Source organism: Robertmurraya mangrovi, from assembly GCF_034427655.1.
GTDB lineage: Bacteria > Bacillota > Bacilli > Bacillales > Cytobacillaceae > Robertmurraya_A > Robertmurraya_A mangrovi.
Genome location: NZ_JAXOFX010000030.1, coordinates 13,773 through 30,749, shown reverse-complemented (window position 1 = coordinate 30,749; position 16,977 = coordinate 13,773). Strand labels below are relative to the sequence as shown.

The window sequence follows — 16,977 nt, the reverse complement described above, 5'->3', positions numbered from 1 at the left end:
ATTACATAGTCTGGTGGCGATAGCGAGAAGGTCACACCCGTTCCCATACCGAACACGGAAGTTAAGCTTCTCAGCGCCAATGGTAGTTAGGGGCTGTCCCCTTGTGAGAGTAGGACGTCGCCAGGCAAAAAAACGAGTATCTTATGGATACTCGTTTTTTTTTTGCCTAATAGATATTATCTAATAAAATTCAATAGACTAAGGCTTCTAGATACCTCATAAAGATTGATATCCAAATACACCTTAGTTTTATAAAAATGGAGACTCCTCACATAATAATGAATCCCTCATGCATAAATATATCAACAAGCTAAAAGGCTAATAAGGAATGTATCTACAATTAATAACCTGCTTAAGTTACATAATTCCTAAGTACTCTAGAAATGATTTAAAAAGGTTCGCAAATTTAAGAAACTCTTGTACAATAGAAACTTATAGATTTTAAAAGGGGGATTCTAATTGGTATTTGATGGACTGTTAATGGTAGCTATCATTCTTATTATAAATATTGTCTATGTTTCTTTTTTTACAATAAGAATGATTTTGACATTGAAGGGCAGGCGTTATTTGGCTGCTCTTATAAGTATGATAGAGGTAGTTATTTATGTTATAGGTTTAGGTCTTGTATTGGATAATTTGAATGAAATACAAAACCTTATTGCTTATGCGGTTGGTTATGGCATTGGTGTTATTGTTGGAATGAAGATTGAGGAGAAATTAGCTCTTGGATATATAACGGTTAATGTGATTACGAAAGAATATGATAAAGATTTGCCGAAGATGTTGCGAGAAAAAGGCTATGGAGTCACTAACTGGGCAGCAAATGGCCTTGAGGGAGATCGAATGGCCATGCAAATTTTAACGCCTAGAAAGTATGAGTTAAAATTATATGCCACTATAAAAGAGTTAGATCCTAAGGCTTTTATTATCTCCTATGAACCTAAAACGATATATGGGGGCTTTTGGGTTAAATCTGTAAAGAAAGGAAAGTTGTTTCCGTGAGTAAAGCTAAGAAGCAATCATTTGAGGTTAAAGAGAATGAGACCATTGATCAATGTCTAGAAAGAATTAAGAAAGAGGGTTATATGCCTACTAGAAGAATGGAGAAACCCATTTTTAAGGAAGTAAATGAAGGTGGATCCATTAGTTATGAACCTGTAGGTAGACAAATTATTTTTGAAGCAAAAAGAACAGAGTAACAGCAAAACACGAACATTAATAAATAAATGTTTTTTATCGTTCGATATTTTTGTTGACACTAAGGGAATTTCATTGTTAAGATGTAGATAGTGATAATGAACTCAAATATTTACCCTCGTATATCAATGGGGATATGGCCCATAAGTTTCTACCCGATAACCGTTAATTATCGGACTATGAGGGAAAGTAAATATGGCCGGTTTGCGTTTTATTAGTGTGTGCAAGAACAAGCACATTTTTATGTATTAAGCCCGGGCAGATTTCTTTCTCTGATAGGAAGGCATCTGTTTTGGGCTTTTTATTTTGAGAATTAATAGATAAAAATGATTCTGGAGGATTAAAATGAGCATTCAAGTTGGAATTATTATGGGGAGTAAGTCAGATTGGGAAACAATGAAACACGCATGTGACGTACTTGATCAACTTGAGGTCAAATACGAAAAGAAGGTCGTATCAGCCCACCGTACTCCAGATTTAATGTTTGAATATGCAGAATCGGCTCGTGATAGAGGAATTAATGTAATTATTGCAGGTGCCGGTGGAGCAGCCCACTTACCTGGCATGGTTGCAGCGAAAACTACATTACCTGTTATAGGAGTTCCAGTGCAGTCCAAGGCGTTAAACGGCTTAGATTCGCTCTTATCAATTGTTCAGATGCCTGGTGGAGTACCAGTAGCAACGGTAGCGATTGGAAAGGCTGGAGCAACTAATGCTGGCTTACTAGCAGCACAGATAATCGGAACGACTGATTTAGAAATTGCCCATAGACTTGAAAACATGAGAGAAGAAACGAAACAAACTGTATTAGAAAGTAGTGATGAGCTTGTCTAAAGTAATTTTACCAGGGCAAACAATCGGTATTATTGGTGGTGGGCAGCTAGGGAGAATGATGGCTCTTGCAGCTAAGGCTCAAGGTTTTAAAATTGCTGTTCTAGATCCTACTGAGGATTCACCGTGCGGGCAAGTGTCTGACTATAAGGTTATAGGTGAATACCATCATTTAGAAGCTATTAAGCAACTATCATTTATCAGTGATGTGATTACATACGAATTTGAGAATATCGATGCTGAAGCACTACAGTGGCTTCATAAAAATGCATACGTACCTCAAGGAACAAAGCTATTAGAGATTACTCAAAATAGAATTAGTGAGAAACAAGCGATACAAAAAGCAGGAGTAGATGTAGCCCCATATGGAGTGGTAGAAACTCTTGAAGATGTATATCTAAACCTTAAAGATTTAGGTTACCCAGCGGTTTTAAAAACGGCAAGAGGTGGATATGACGGTAAGGGTCAGCTTGTCATTAGAGAAGAAAAGGATATTTTACTAGCGGAAGAACTACTAAATAAAGGAATATGCGTCCTTGAGAAATGGATTCCTTTTGAGAAAGAGATTTCTGTCATTGTAGTTAGAAATCCAAAGGGAGAAACAGAAGTTTTTCCGGTTGGAGAAAACATTCATATTGAAAACATTCTTCATCAAACGATTGTTCCAGCTAGAATTAATCAAGATTCTAAAGATAAAGCAGTAGCGATGGCAAAATTAATTGCTGAGTCCCTCGAGTTAGTTGGTACGTTAGCGGTAGAAATGTTCTTAACAAAAGAAGGTACAATATACATTAATGAACTAGCCCCTCGACCACATAATTCAGGGCATTATACGATTGAAGCTTGTGAAACTTCTCAATTTGAACAACATATACGAGCGGTTTGTAACTGGCCACTTGGAAGTACTGACCTATTAAAGCCAGCTGTTATGGTTAACATATTGGGTGAGCACCAGTCTAGTTTAATAAATAACATCCCAACCTTAACAAATTGGAAAGTTCATTTGTACGGGAAAAAGGAAGCGAAATTCAAAAGAAAAATGGGTCATGTAACTATTTTAAGAGATACTGTAGAAGAAGCCCTTCTTGAAGCGGAACAAACGGACATATGGGAAAATGTGAAGGAAAAGATCGGAGGATAAACCATGATTGAACGTTATACACGCCCAGAAATGGGAGCGATTTGGACAGAAGAGAATAAATTTAAGGCTTGGTTAGAGGTAGAAATTTTAGCTTGTGAGGCTTGGGTGGAGCTTGGGGAAATACCTCAAGAGGATGTTCAAAAAATCCGTGAAAATGCTTCGTTTGATATTAACCGTATCAAAGAAATCGAAGAAGAAACAAGACATGATGTAATTGCTTTTACAAGAGCGGTTTCTGAAACTCTTGGTGAAGAAAGAAAATGGGTTCACTACGGATTAACTTCGACTGATGTAGTTGACACAGCCCTTTCATACTTAATCAAACAAGCGAACAATATTTTATTAAAAGATCTCGAGAACTTTGTAGAAATTCTAAAAAATAAAGCATTAGAACATAAATATACGGTCATGATGGGACGTACACACGGTGTTCATGCGGAACCAACTACTTTTGGTTTAAAGCTTGCCCTTTGGTATGAGGAAATGAAACGTAATCTTGAGCGTTTTAAACAAGCAGCTGCAGGAATTGAGTTTGGAAAAATGTCTGGTGCTGTTGGAACGTTTGCAAATATTGATCCATTTATTGAGAAATATGTATGTGAAAAATTAGGGATTCAACCAGCTCCTATCTCTACACAAACATTACAACGTGATCGCCATGCTCATTATATGTCTGCGATTGCTTTAATTGCGACTTCTATTGAGAAATTTGCTGTCGAAATTCGCGGTTTACAAAAAAGTGAAACACGTGAAGTGGAAGAATTTTTTGCAAAAGGACAAAAAGGCTCTTCTGCAATGCCACATAAACGTAACCCAATTGGGTCTGAAAACATGACTGGTCTTGCTCGTGTGATTCGTGGTTACATGTTAACAGCATATGAGAACGTACCTTTATGGCATGAAAGAGATATTTCACACTCTTCTGCTGAAAGAATTATCATTCCAGATGCAACGATTGCACTTAACTACATGTTAAACCGTTTCGGTAATATCGTGAAAAACTTAACGGTGTTCCCAGATAACATGAAACGAAACATGGACCGTACTTTTGGAATAATCTACTCTCAACGTGTCCTATTAGCACTGATTGATAAAGGATTGACTCGTGAAGAAGCATATGACACCGTTCAACCGAAGGCAATGGAAGCATGGGAAACTCAAGTACACTTCCGCAATATTATTGAAGCGGATGAAAGAATTACGTCTAAACTTTCTCCTGCTGAGATTGAAGATTGCTTCGACTACAACCATCATATTAAACACGTTGATACAATCTTTGAACGCTGTGGGCTGTAACTTCCAAAATCAATAATAAATAGTGAACACCAACCTATATAGGGGTGCTTACTATAAAATTTAAAGATTGAAGATTCCTAATTTTCATACTTAAGGAGGCTCTCCAGATGGAAAAAAGAGCACTGTTATATGAAGGAAAAGCAAAAAGGGTTTACATGACTGACGATGAAAATCTTGTTTGGATTCAATATAAAGATTCAGCAACAGCTTTCAATGGAGAAAAGAAAGCTGAAATTACTGGTAAAGGTCGTTTAAATAACGAAATTACTAGTTTACTATTTTCAAAGTTACATGAAGCAGGAGTTGCATCTCACTTTGTGGAACGCTTATCTGAAACTGAGCAACTTGTTAAAAAAGTAAACATTATTCCTCTTGAGACAGTTGTTCGAAACGTTGCAGCTGGAAGCTTTTCTAAGAGATTGGGAATTGAAGAAGGAAAGCCATTATCAAAGCCATTAGTAGAATTTTATTTAAAAAATGACGACTTAGGCGATCCAATTATGACAGATGATCAAATTTTTGAACTTGGTCTTGCGAATGAGAAAGAAGTAGCACTTTTAAAAGAAAAAGCACTAAAAGTAAATTCAATCCTATCAAGCTTTTTTGCTGAATTAGGAATTAACTTAATTGATTTCAAGCTTGAGTTTGGTAAGGATGCTGCTGGTGAAGTTTTACTAGCTGATGAAATTTCCCCAGATACTTGTCGCCTATGGGATAAAGAAACAAATGCAAAGTTAGATAAAGACGTGTTCCGTCGTGATTTAGGAAATTTAACAGATGCCTATGAAAATATATTAGAAAGATTGGGAGGCCCACAACATGTATAAAGTAAAGGTTTTCGTAACATTAAGAGAAAGCGTATTAGATCCTCAAGGAACAGCCGTTGTAAATTCATTACATTCTTTAAACTATAAAGATGTATCTGATGTTCGTATCGGTAAATTTATGGAGCTAACAATTGAAAAATCTGACCGTAATATCGATGATGTTGTTAAAGAAATCTGTGATAAAGTATTGGCTAACCCAGTTATCGAAGACTATCGTTATGAGATTGAGGAGGTAGTTGCTCAGTGAAGTTTGCGGTAGTTGTATTCCCAGGTTCGAATTGTGACATTGATATGTTTCATGCCATTAAAGATGAACTAGGTGAAGAAGTAGAATATGTTTGGCATGATGTTGATAATTTAGATGAATTCGACGGTATTTTACTTCCAGGTGGATTCTCTTACGGAGATTACCTACGCTCTGGTGCAATTGCACGTTTTAGTAACGTAATGAAAGAAGTTGTAAAAGCTGCTGAGGTTGGTAAACCGATTCTTGGTGTTTGTAACGGATTTCAGATTTTATTAGAATCAGGTCTACTTCCAGGGGCTATGAGACGAAATGATAGTCTAAAGTTCATTTGTAAGCCTGTTGGATTACGAGTAGAAAATAACCAAACAATGTTTTCATCAGACTATAAACAAGGTGAAGTCATTTCTGTACCGATTGCTCATGGTGAAGGCAACTATTATTGTGATGAAGAGACACTAGCCCAATTAAAAGCAAATAATCAAATTGTTTTCACATATGTAGATAATCCGAACGGTAGTATTGAAAATATTGCTGGTATCGTAAACGAAAAAGGGAATGTCCTCGGAATGATGCCACATCCTGAAAGAGCAGTAGATGAACTTTTAGGTGGAGCGGATGGATTAAAATTATTTCAATCAATCGTAAAACAGTGGAGGGAAGCACATGTCGTTAAAGCTTGAGCCAAGTCCGGAACAAATTAAATTAGAAAAAGTCTACCGAGAAATGGGTTTGTCCGATGAAGAATTTGCGATGGTTGAGAAAATTCTAGGCCGAACACCAAATTATACAGAAACAGGTTTATTCTCAGTTATGTGGTCAGAGCACTGCAGCTATAAAAACTCAAAGCCAGTTCTAAGAAAGTTCCCTACATCAGGTGAAAGAGTACTTCAAGGTCCTGGAGAAGGAGCTGGTATTGTTGATATCGGCGACGAGCAAGCAGTTGTATTTAAAATTGAAAGCCATAACCACCCTTCTGCAATTGAGCCATACCAAGGTGCGGCAACGGGTGTTGGTGGAATTATACGTGACGTATTTTCGATGGGAGCAAGACCGGTCGCGCTTCTTAACTCTTTACGCTTTGGAGAACTGGATTCTGCTCGTGTTAAGTACCTTTTTAAAGAAGTTGTAGCAGGGATTGCTGGTTATGGAAACTGTATCGGAATTCCAACAGTAGGTGGAGAGGTCCAATTCGACGCTGCTTATGAAGGAAATCCGTTAGTAAATGCTATGTGTGTTGGTTTAATTGATCACAAAGATATTAAAAAAGGTCAAGCACACGGTGTTGGAAATACAGTCATGTATGTTGGTGCAAAAACGGGTCGTGACGGAATTCACGGGGCAACATTCGCTTCAGAAGAATTAACGGAAGAGTCTGATGATAAGCGCCCAGCAGTACAGGTTGGAGATCCATTCATGGAAAAGCTTTTACTAGAAGCTTGTCTAGAGTTAGTTCAGTCGGACGCGCTAGTTGGAATTCAAGATATGGGTGCAGCAGGCTTAACAAGTTCTTCAGCAGAAATGGCATCTAAAGCAGGTTCAGGAATTGAAATGGATTTAAGCTTAGTACCTCAACGTGAAAGAGGTATGACAGCATATGAAATGATGCTTTCTGAGTCTCAAGAGCGTATGTTAATCGTTGTGCAAAAAGGAAGAGAGCAAGAAATCGTTGATCTTTTCTCTAAATATGATTTAGAAGCTGTTGCAATCGGTGTTGTAACAGACGATAAAATGCTGCGCTTAATTCACAATGGTGAAGTGGTAGCAAATGTTCCTGCTGATGCATTAGCAGAAGATGCTCCAGTGTACCATAAGCCATCTCAAGAGCCGGAATATTTCCGTGAGTTCCAAGCAATGGATAATGATATTCCTTCTGTAGATGACTATAACGAGACATTAGTAAATTTATTAAAACAACCTACTATCGCAAGTAAAGAGTGGGTTTATAATCAATATGATCATATGGTTCGTACAAATACTGTCGTATCACCAGGTTCTGATGCAGCGGTAGTTCGTATCCGTGGTACGCGTAAAGCATTAGCAATGACAACAGATTGTAACTCACGCTATATTTACTTAGATCCTGAAACAGGTGGGAAAATTGCCGTAGCTGAAGCAGCAAGAAATATTGTTGCATCTGGTGCTGAACCGTTAGCTATTACTGATTGCTTAAACTTCGGTAATCCTGAGAAGCCTGAAATCTTCTGGCAGTTTGAAAAAGCAGTAGATGGTATGAGTGAAGCTTGCCGTGGATTAAATACGCCAGTTATCGGTGGAAACGTTTCGTTATACAACGAAACGAACGGAACAGCTGTGTATCCAACTCCAGTTGTAGGGATGGTTGGTTTAGTTGAAGATTTAGCCCACATTACTACACAAAGCTTCAAAGCTGCGGGAGATTTAATCTACTTACTTGGTGAGACTAAAGATGAGTTTGGTGGAAGTGAGCTTCAAAAATTAACATATGGCCGTATTTTCGGAAAAGCACCTGAGTTAAATGTTGAAGTAGAAGCTGAGCATCAAGGTCAAGTATTGGGAGCCATTCGTGCAGGTGTTGTCGCTTCAGCCCATGACTTAGCTGAAGGTGGTTTAGCTGTTGCATTAGCAGAAAGCTTAATCGGAAGTAATGGATTAGGTGCAACCGTATCAGTAAGCGGAAATACAGTTTCTTCTTTATTCAGTGAAACGCAATCACGTTTCCTTTTAACAGTGAAAAAAGAACACCAACAACAATTTGAGAGTTTAGTAGAAGCGACTCTAATTGGTGAAGTTACAGCTTCTTCAGTTCTTGAAATTAAAAATAATGAAGAAATCGTTATCAATAAACAAGTAGAAGAGTTAAGAACGGCTTGGAAAGGAGCTATTCCATGCTTGCTGAGTTAAGAGGATTAAACGAAGAGTGTGGTGTTTTTGGAGTATGGGGACATACAGACGCTCCTCAAATCACCTACTACGGTCTTCATAGTTTGCAGCATCGCGGTCAAGAAGGTACTGGAATGGTCGTAACAGATGGAGAAAAGCTTAAAGGTTTAAAGGGTGAAGGATTGGTTGCTGAAATTTTTACACAAGAGTCTATGAAAGAGATGACTGGTAAAGCAGCCATTGGTCATGTGCGTTACTCAACAGCAGGTGGCGGCGGTTATGAAAATGTTCAACCACTCCTTTTCCACTCTAATAGTGGAAGCTTAGCACTTGCCCATAACGGTAACCTTGTTAATGCAACAGCTTTAAAAAATCAGTTAGAAGGCCAAGGTAGTATCTTTCAAACTAGCTCTGATACAGAAGTTTTAGCGCATTTAATTAAAAGAGGCGGTTTCTCTTCTTTAAAAGATCGAGTGAAAAATGCTTTAACGATGATTAAAGGAGCATATGCATTTCTGATTATGACCGAGAAGGAAATGATGATTGCACTTGACCCGAATGGTTTACGTCCTTTATCACTAGCTAAGCTTGGAGATGCCTATGTTGTTGCATCAGAAACATGTGCTTTTGATGTAGTAGGTGCTCAGTTTATTCGTGATGTTCAACCAGGTGAACTTCTAGTCATAAATGACGAAGGAATTCACTCAGAATTGTTCGCAATGGCTTCTAACCAAGCAATGTGTACAATGGAGTATGTTTATTTTTCTCGTCCTGATAGTGATATTCATGGAATTAATGTTCATACGGCACGTAAGAACTTAGGAAAGAAATTAGCTCAAGAAGTTCAAATTGAAGCAGATGTTGTTACTGGTGTACCTGACTCTAGTATTTCAGCAGCAATCGGTTATGCGGAAGCATCTGGTATTCCATATGAAATGGGCTTAATTAAGAATAGATATGTGGGTAGAACGTTTATCCAGCCTTCTCAATCTCTACGTGAACAAGGTGTGAAGATGAAGCTTTCTCCTGTACGTGGAGTGGTTGAAGGAAAAAGAGTAATCATGGTAGACGATTCTATCGTTCGTGGTACAACTAGTAGACGAATTGTTTCTATGTTAAAAGAAGCGGGAGCGGCTGAAGTTCATGTGGTGATCAGTTCACCACCGATTCAGAATCCTTGTTTTTATGGAATTGACACTTCTACTAGAGAAGAGTTAATTGCATCAAGACATTCAGTAGAGGAAATTAGACAAATTATCGGGGCAGATACTTTAACATTCTTAAGTGTTGAGGGGATGTTAGAGGGGATCGGAAGAAAGAATACCGATGAAAATTGTGGGCAATGTTTAGCTTGTTTCACTGGTAAATATCCTACAGAAATTTATCCGCAAGAATTAGAAGTAAAGTGCTAATAGATTTCAAAAAAAAATCAGGTTAATAGGGGCATCTGATTATGATTAAAGCGACATGGTAAGATAAAATCCAATAGCCGATTTTACTACATGTCGCTTTTTTTACTTGATCATCATTAGAATTTAGGAGGAACAAAAAATGGCTAACGCTTATAAGCAAGCGGGTGTTGATATAGAAGCGGGATATGAAGCGGTAACTCGAATGAAGAAGCATGTACAAAGAACGATGCGTCCTGGAGTTTTAGGTGGTCTTGGCGGATTTGGAGGAATGTTTGATTTATCTACTCTAAATTTGAAAGAGCCTGTTTTAGTTTCAGGGACTGATGGTGTTGGAACGAAGCTAATGCTAGCTTTCATGATGGATCGTCACGATACTATTGGCATTGATGCTGTAGCAATGTGTGTGAATGATATTGTCGTACAAGGTGCAGAACCGATTTACTTTTTAGATTACATTGCGTGTGGAAAAGCAGAACCTGGTAAGATTGAAGCAATCGTAAAAGGGATATCAGATGGTTGTGAAATGGCGGGCTGTGCTTTAGTAGGTGGAGAAACAGCTGAAATGCCTGGAATGTACAGTGAAGAAGAATATGATTTAGCTGGATTTGCAGTTGGTGCTTGTGAAAAGTCAGCTATCATTACAGGTGAAAACATAAAAGCTGGAGATGTATTAATAGGTTTAGCTTCTAGTGGAATTCATAGTAACGGATACTCTCTAGTTCGTAAGATTTTCTTTGAACAAGCAAAAATGGCTTTAACAGATTATGTAGAGGAGCTAGGGAAAACTTTAGGTGAGGAACTTCTTACTCCGACAAAAATCTATGTAAAACCCATTTTATCTGCATTAAAGAAATTTGAAATTAAAGGTATGGCTCATATTACAGGTGGCGGATTTATTGAAAATATTCCAAGAATGCTACCAACAGATTTAGGTGCTGAGTTAACGGAAAGTCATTGGGATGTACCGGCTATTTTTACCCTAATGGAAAAAGAGGGGCAATTAAACCGCCAAGAGATGTACAATATTTTTAATATGGGTACTGGAATGGTAGTAGCTGTTGATCCATCTATTGCCGAAGAGGTTATCAATCATTTTATTGAAAATGGTGAGAAAGCCTACCAAATTGGGGTAGTATCTGATAAGGAAGGTATTGAAATTAAATAATAGCTTTTTAAATAGGTTCTAGGTTTTATGGAGGTCCTAATAAAAAGTTTCAAAAACCGGAGGAAAACCATGAAGAATATCGCAGTTTTTGCATCAGGTAGTGGCAGTAATTTTCAAGCGATTATAGATGCAGTCAAAAGTGGGAAGCTTCACGTGAATATTAAATTACTAGTTTGTGATAAGCCTGGGGCATTTGCAGTTGAGCGTGCTAATACCGAAAATATTCCTCGATTTGTTTTTACAGCAAAGAATTATAATTCTAAAGTTGAATATGAAGAAGACATACTTCGTCATTTAAAAAATAATGAAGTAGACTTTATCGTTTTAGCAGGCTATATGAGGTTAATCGGTTCTACTCTATTAGGCGAGTATGAAGGTAGAATCATTAATATTCATCCATCATTGCTACCTGCTTTTCCTGGAAAGGATGCAATTGGCCAGGCTATAGATGCGAAAGTGAAGGTTAGTGGAGTGACTGTTCACTATGTTGATGCTGGAATGGACACAGGGCCAATTATCGCACAAAAAGCCGTTGAATTAAGTGATGATGAAAATATTGAGAGTTTACAAGAGAAGATTCATAGAGTTGAGCATGAGCTTTATCCGGCAGTAATTGAGAAGCTGCTTTCTTAAGGAATCCGCGAAAAAGATTCTTAATAGTATTAAAAAACTTCAACCTTTAGGGGGCTACATAAAGTGAAAAAACGTGCATTAATTAGCGTTTCAGATAAAACAGGTGTTACCGAATTTGCTAAGCAACTAAGCGATCTGGGATATGAAATCATTTCAACAGGCGGAACGAAGAAGGCCCTTCATGATAATGGAATACCTGTCATTAGTGTTAGTGATGTAACAGGCTTTCCAGAAATTTTAGAAGGTCGTGTGAAAACATTAAATCCATATATCCATGGTGGACTTTTAGCGAAGTTTTCTGAAGAGAGTCATGTTGAGCAATTAGCAGAACACAAAATCCAACCGATTCACGTTGTTTGTGTGAACTTGTATCCATTCCAACAAACCATTGCTAAACCTGATGTAACGGTTGAAGATGCCATTGAAAACATTGATATCGGTGGCCCAACGATGTTACGTGCATCGGCTAAAAACCATGAGTATGTAACAGTAGTAGTTGATCCTTCAGATTATGAAGTAGTGATTGAGGAATTAAAGAATGCTGGTGAGGTTCAAAAAGAAACTCGCCGCAAATTGGCAGCAAAAGTGTTCCGCCATACAGCAGCTTATGATGCTATGATTGCAGAATATATGACGGACTTAGCACAAGAAGAGACGCCAGAAAAATTAACGGTTACTTATGAGTTAAAACAGTCTTTACGTTATGGAGAGAATCCACACCAGAAGGCTTCTTTCTACCGCAAGCCATTAGGATCCGTATTCTCTATTGCTAACGCTACCCAATTACATGGTAAAGAGCTTTCTTATAATAACATCAACGATGCAGACGCAGCTCTTCAAATTGTAAAAGAGTTTGATCAGCCAGCTGCAGTTGCTGTGAAACATATGAATCCTTGTGGAGTAGGAACAGGTGAAAATACTTTTGATGCATTCACAAAAGCGTTCGCTGCAGATCCAGTTTCTATTTTTGGTGGAATTATCGCATTAAACCGAGAAGTAGATAAGCAAACAGCTGAAAAATTACATGAAATTTTCTTAGAGATTATTATTGCTCCGTCGTTTTCTGAAGAGGCTTTAGAAATTTTAACTAGTAAAAAGAATCTACGCTTACTAACGATTCCTTTCGATCAAGCGCAAAAAGCGGAAGTGAAATTAACTTCCATTGAAGGCGGATTACTAGTTCAAGAACAAGACAGCTTCTCTTACGAAGATGCAACGATTACTGTGCCAACCAAACGCGAGCCAACGGAAGAGGAGTGGCAAGCAATGAAATTAGGATGGAAAGTAGTTAAGCACGTGAAATCAAATGCAATCGTAGTTAACGATAAAGATATGACTTTAGGTATCGGTGCTGGACAAATGAATCGTGTCGGTGCTGCCAAAATTGCTTTAGAACAAGCTGGTGAAAAAGCAACCGGGGCAGTATTAGCTTCAGATGCATTTTTCCCAATGGATGACACCGTTGAAGCAGCAGCAAAAGCAGGAATTACAGCTATCATCCAACCAGGTGGATCCATTCGTGATGAAGACTCCATCAAAAAAGCGGATGAGTATGGAATTGCTATGGTGTTTACAGGAGTAAGGCATTTTAAACATTAAAAATAACTGGGGTCAGACCCTCTTTAGTGTGCTAAAGGAGGTCTGACCCCTTAAAAAGAGGGTGGAATGGATGAAGGTATTGGTTGTTGGTCGCGGTGGAAGAGAGCATGCGATTTGTAGAAAAGTGAGTGAGAGTCCGAATGTTGAGCAAGTGTTTGTTGCTCCAGGGAATGAAGGCATGACTGATGTGGCTGAACGGGTTAAAATAAGCGAAATTGATACGGAAAGTTTATTAGCTTTTGCTCGGGAACAACAAATAGGCTTAACCATTATTGGACCCGAAGTACCTTTATTAAATGGACTAGCGGATGATTTCCGTGCCAATGGTTTGCTAGTATTTGGTCCAAATCAGAAGGCGGCTGAAATTGAAGGCAGTAAATCTTTTGCAAAAGAAATTATGAAGAAATATAAAATTCCAACAGCAGAATTTGAAGTGTTCTCTGATTACGAACAAGCAAAAGCTTATGTGGAGTTAAAGGGTGCGCCAATTGTTATTAAAGCAGATGGGTTAGCAGCTGGAAAAGGTGTAACAGTAGCTTTAACGATGGAAGAAGCAATGGAAAGTCTACAAGAAATGTTGCTGAATAAAAAGTTCGGAGATGCTTCTGCGACGGTAGTTATAGAGGAGTTTTTAGCCGGAGAAGAATTCTCTTTAATGGCATTTGTAAACGGAGAAACGGTTATTCCTCTTGAAATAGCCCAGGATCACAAGAGAGCTTTTGACGGTGATCAAGGTCCAAATACAGGTGGAATGGGAGCTTATTCACCGGTTCCTCATATTGGAGAAGAAACGGTACAAATAGCAGTTGATACAATCTTAATTCCAACAGCCAAAGCAATGGTACAAGAGGGTAGAAGCTTCTTTGGTATTTTATATGCAGGGTTAATTAAGACAGAAAAGGGACCAAAGGTGATTGAGTTCAACGCACGTTTTGGAGACCCAGAAACCCAAGTTATTTTACCAAGAATGAGTTCAGACTTAGTTGAAGTAATGGTAGACTTGCTTAATGGAGAAACACCAGTAATCGAGTGGGATTCGAAACCAATGGTCGGAGTCGTTGTCGCCTCAAAAGGCTACCCTGACGTATACGAAAAAGGGTCAGTCCTGAACGGGTTAGATAAAATAGGTGATGATGTACTCGTATTCCATGCGGGTACAAAGAAAAATGAAGCAGGAGACTTTGTTACAGATGGTGGTCGTGTACTTTTAGCTGCCGCAAAGGGAGATACGATTGAACATGCACAATTAAAAGTATACGAGCAATTAAAGAACTTAGATTGTGATGGAGCATTCTATCGTAAAGATATCGGCCACAAGGCAATCGCTTTATCTAGCACGTCTTCTATTTGATTTTTTAATGTAAACAAATAGTAAGGCAACAATGCTGCCAATTAATGTAATCAGAACGAATGACATATCGCTAACATATTCCCAAAACATCGTATCACTCCTAAGATTTTTTTCCCCCTCTTTCTCATGAGGGGGTCATTTAACTTTTAGCTAAATTATGTTGGATTATAAGGAATCATTTGATCTTGATGTTGTTTATTTCCTTGTTCATTTTCGTTTCTGTTATCCATCACGTCTTTCCCCTGCTCATATAGTGCTGTTAAAGGACAAAAGCGTACAATCCCTTCTGCTACTTTCATACCACCCAGCATCGCCATAACTAAATAGGAATCTCTCCAAGGTTGTTTAACTAATTTTGCTGTACACCAGGATAGAACCGTAAAGCCAATAGTAATTCGAATTAAGGCATTAAGTATGCCAATATTAGGTTTAATTTGCATTTTATATCACTCCTTCAATATAATTTACAAAACATTTACTTATTCTTTAATGCGTTAAACAGCGAAATATGGTACTATTTAAAATAGACATGTAAGGGTTTTCATATTATATATTGTTTCCCTTTAACATAAATTAATCATTAATAGTAGAGATACAAAAATAGATACAAAAAGGGAGGGGAAACGGGTGTTGGAACAGCGCTATCGTTGGAAGAACAAGCACTTGCGTGAACATGTTTCCGTTCTCGACGGAAAACGATCACCAACCATTTTACTTAAAAATGCACGCTATTTGAATCAGACCTTTCGTAAATGGATGACAGCAAACATTTGGATTTATAATGACCGAATCGTATATGTTGGCGACATGTTACCTGAGAAAACAAATAACTGTGAAGTAGTGGATTGCACAGGATTACTACTCGTTCCAGGCTATATTGAGCCACATGCCCATCCTTTTCAGTTATATAATCCCCATTCGTTCGCTCGATATGCATCCCAAACGGGTACGACAACGTTAATGAATGACAATATGGTCCTTGCATTGCAGTTGGATAAAAAGAAAGCGTTTTCTTTTTTGAAAGAGATGCGAGATATTCCAACGACCATGTACTGGTGGTGTCGTTTTGATGGACAAACAGAAATTCAAAATGAGGAGCAAACTTTTTCGCACAGTAATATTAAATCATGGTTAGAACATGATGCTGTGTTACAAGGTGGGGAACTAACAGGGTGGCCTAAGCTATTAGATGGTGACGATATGATGCTTCATTGGATTCAGGAAACGAAAAGAATGAGAAAGCAGATTGAAGGGCATTTTCCTGGAGCTTCTGAAAAGACTTTAGCCAAAATGATGCTTTTTGGAGCGGATTGTGATCATGAAGCGATGACGGGGAAAGAAGTATATAACCGACTGATGCAAGGGTATACGGTTTCTCTTCGCCATTCCTCAATACGTCCAGATTTACCTGTTTTATTAGATGAAATTAAACAACTAGGCATTGATCAATATGATAAGTTTATTTTTACAACAGATGGCTCATCTGCATCCTTTTATGAACAAGGGATGATTGACCATATGATAAAAATGGCAATTGATAAGGGCGTCCCTATTATTGATGCGTACAATATGGGAACAATAAATGTGGCTCGTTATTATAATATTGAATATTTACATGGGAATATAGCAACAGGAAGAATAGCCAATATTAATTTTCTAACAGACGAGAGCAATCCTACTCCGGTTTCCGTTTTAGCAAAAGGAAAATGGGTGAAAAAAAATGACGAACTTATTGATATTTATGAAGGATTAGATTGGAATGAACTAGGTTTTGAGCCTCTAAGTTTAGACTGGGACTTAACCATGGATGACCTTCAATTCTCCATGCCATTTGGTATTAAGATGGAGAACGCGGTTATAACAAAACCATACTCTGTCTCCATTGATGTGGCTTACGATCAGTTAGACGAATCACATGATGAAAGCTTCTTTGTTTTAATTGACAAAGATGGAAAATGGAAGGTCAATACCCTATTAAAAGGATTCGCTAATAAGTTATCAGGGTTAGCAAGTTCCTTCTCAAATACAGGAGATATTATATTAATAGGAAAGAATAAGAAGGATATAATAACTGCCTTTAACCGAATGAAGGAAATTGGTGGAGGTATTGTAGTGAGTGAAGGTGGGGAAATTGTTCAGGAAATAGGTCTCCCACTAAAAGGAGTCATGTCTAATGACCATGTGGAAGATTTAATTGAAAAAGAAAAGTCATTACTTCACTATTTAAGAGAAAAAGGCTATCGTTTTGAAGATCCAATTTATTCTCTTCTATTTTTCTCATCGACACATCTGCCATATATACGCATTACACAACAGGGTATCTATGATGTAATGAATAAAAGTGTACTCTTTCCAACTATAATGCGTTAAAATATATCATGTGTACATCGATAGATATACATCCATAGTAGCAAAAGTA

Annotated in this window: 17 protein-coding genes, 1 rRNA gene and 1 riboswitch; of the genes, 16 read left to right on the top strand and 2 right to left on the bottom strand. The window is 37.9% G+C overall.

Features of this window, described 5'->3' with window-relative positions:
- The first annotated feature begins 9 nt into the window (after positions 1-9).
- The 15 genes from rrf to purD all read left to right on the top strand — a co-directional run bounded on the left by rrf (position 10) and on the right by purD (position 14,558).
- Positions 10-126 (top strand): 5S ribosomal RNA (gene rrf / locus SM124_RS23555).
- 354 nt (positions 127-480) lie between these two features.
- A complete protein-coding gene (locus SM124_RS23550; protein ID WP_322448910.1) occupies positions 481-1,002 on the top strand; it encodes a DUF2179 domain-containing protein in 522 nt (173 codons plus the stop codon).
- Positions 999-1,199: an NETI motif-containing protein gene (locus SM124_RS23545; protein WP_322448909.1), complete on the top strand. Its 201-nt coding sequence runs from the start codon at positions 999-1,001 to the stop codon at positions 1,197-1,199. The genes SM124_RS23550 and SM124_RS23545 overlap by 4 nt, the downstream gene beginning before the upstream one ends.
- A 96-nt stretch (positions 1,200-1,295) precedes the next feature.
- Positions 1,296-1,397: riboswitch (purine riboswitch) on the top strand.
- Positions 1,398-1,542: 145 nt separating this feature from the next.
- On the top strand, positions 1,543-2,031 hold the full coding sequence (purE, locus tag SM124_RS23540; protein ID WP_322448908.1) for a 5-(carboxyamino)imidazole ribonucleotide mutase: 489 nt from the start codon (positions 1,543-1,545) through the stop codon (positions 2,029-2,031).
- Complete coding sequence (purK, locus tag SM124_RS23535) at positions 2,018-3,169, top strand: 5-(carboxyamino)imidazole ribonucleotide synthase (RefSeq protein ID WP_322448907.1); 1,152 nt, start codon at positions 2,018-2,020, stop codon at positions 3,167-3,169. Before purE ends, purK begins: the two co-directional genes overlap by 14 nt.
- 3 nt (positions 3,170-3,172) lie before the next feature.
- Positions 3,173-4,465, top strand: coding sequence for an adenylosuccinate lyase (gene purB, locus SM124_RS23530; RefSeq protein WP_322448906.1), 1,293 nt, complete (start codon positions 3,173-3,175; stop codon positions 4,463-4,465).
- Between the two features lie 107 nt (positions 4,466-4,572).
- Positions 4,573-5,292, top strand: coding sequence for a phosphoribosylaminoimidazolesuccinocarboxamide synthase (purC, locus tag SM124_RS23525; RefSeq protein WP_322448905.1), 720 nt, complete (start codon positions 4,573-4,575; stop codon positions 5,290-5,292).
- Positions 5,285-5,539, top strand: a complete 255-nt coding sequence (purS, locus tag SM124_RS23520) for a phosphoribosylformylglycinamidine synthase subunit PurS (protein ID WP_322448904.1) — start codon at positions 5,285-5,287, stop codon at positions 5,537-5,539. The genes purC and purS overlap by 8 nt, the downstream gene beginning before the upstream one ends.
- Positions 5,536-6,219 (top strand): phosphoribosylformylglycinamidine synthase subunit PurQ, encoded by a 684-nt coding sequence (gene purQ, locus SM124_RS23515; protein WP_322448903.1) that lies wholly within the window; start codon positions 5,536-5,538, stop codon positions 6,217-6,219. The genes purS and purQ overlap by 4 nt, the downstream gene beginning before the upstream one ends.
- Positions 6,203-8,419, top strand: coding sequence for a phosphoribosylformylglycinamidine synthase subunit PurL (gene purL / locus SM124_RS23510; RefSeq protein WP_322448902.1), 2,217 nt, complete (start codon positions 6,203-6,205; stop codon positions 8,417-8,419). Before purQ ends, purL begins: the two co-directional genes overlap by 17 nt.
- On the top strand, positions 8,404-9,810 hold the full coding sequence (gene purF, locus SM124_RS23505; protein WP_322448901.1) for an amidophosphoribosyltransferase: 1,407 nt from the start codon (positions 8,404-8,406) through the stop codon (positions 9,808-9,810). The genes purL and purF overlap by 16 nt, the downstream gene beginning before the upstream one ends.
- Positions 9,811-9,949: 139 nt before the next feature.
- Positions 9,950-10,975 carry a phosphoribosylformylglycinamidine cyclo-ligase gene (gene purM / locus SM124_RS23500; RefSeq protein ID WP_322448900.1) on the top strand — a complete coding sequence of 342 codons (1,026 nt, stop codon included), beginning with the start codon at positions 9,950-9,952 and terminating at the stop codon, positions 10,973-10,975.
- Between the two features lie 69 nt (positions 10,976-11,044).
- Positions 11,045-11,608, top strand: a complete 564-nt coding sequence (gene purN / locus SM124_RS23495) for a phosphoribosylglycinamide formyltransferase (RefSeq protein WP_322448899.1) — start codon at positions 11,045-11,047, stop codon at positions 11,606-11,608.
- A gap of 63 nt (positions 11,609-11,671) precedes the next feature.
- A complete protein-coding gene (purH, locus tag SM124_RS23490) occupies positions 11,672-13,207 on the top strand; it encodes a bifunctional phosphoribosylaminoimidazolecarboxamide formyltransferase/IMP cyclohydrolase (protein ID WP_322448898.1) in 1,536 nt (511 codons plus the stop codon).
- A 70-nt stretch (positions 13,208-13,277) separates the two neighbouring features.
- The gene (gene purD / locus SM124_RS23485) at positions 13,278-14,558 is read left to right on the top strand and encodes a phosphoribosylamine--glycine ligase (protein WP_322448897.1); all 1,281 of its coding nucleotides are present in this window, start codon (positions 13,278-13,280) and stop codon (positions 14,556-14,558) included.
- Here the strand turns inward: purD and SM124_RS24145 are convergent.
- Together SM124_RS24145 and SM124_RS23480 are read right to left on the bottom strand one after the other, a co-directional pair.
- Positions 14,535-14,648 (bottom strand): EYxxD motif small membrane protein, encoded by a 114-nt coding sequence (locus tag SM124_RS24145; protein WP_407691446.1) that lies wholly within the window; start codon positions 14,646-14,648, stop codon positions 14,535-14,537. The two genes, purD and SM124_RS24145, sit on opposite strands and share 24 nt — an antisense overlap.
- Positions 14,649-14,713: 65 nt before the next feature.
- Positions 14,714-14,998, bottom strand: a complete 285-nt coding sequence (locus SM124_RS23480; RefSeq protein WP_322448896.1) for a YgaP family membrane protein — start codon at positions 14,996-14,998, stop codon at positions 14,714-14,716.
- A 187-nt stretch (positions 14,999-15,185) separates the two neighbouring features.
- Between SM124_RS23480 and SM124_RS23475 the strand changes: the two genes are divergently transcribed.
- Positions 15,186-16,928, top strand: a complete 1,743-nt coding sequence (locus SM124_RS23475; protein WP_322448895.1) for an adenine deaminase C-terminal domain-containing protein — start codon at positions 15,186-15,188, stop codon at positions 16,926-16,928.
- Positions 16,929-16,977: the final 49 nt, after the last annotated feature.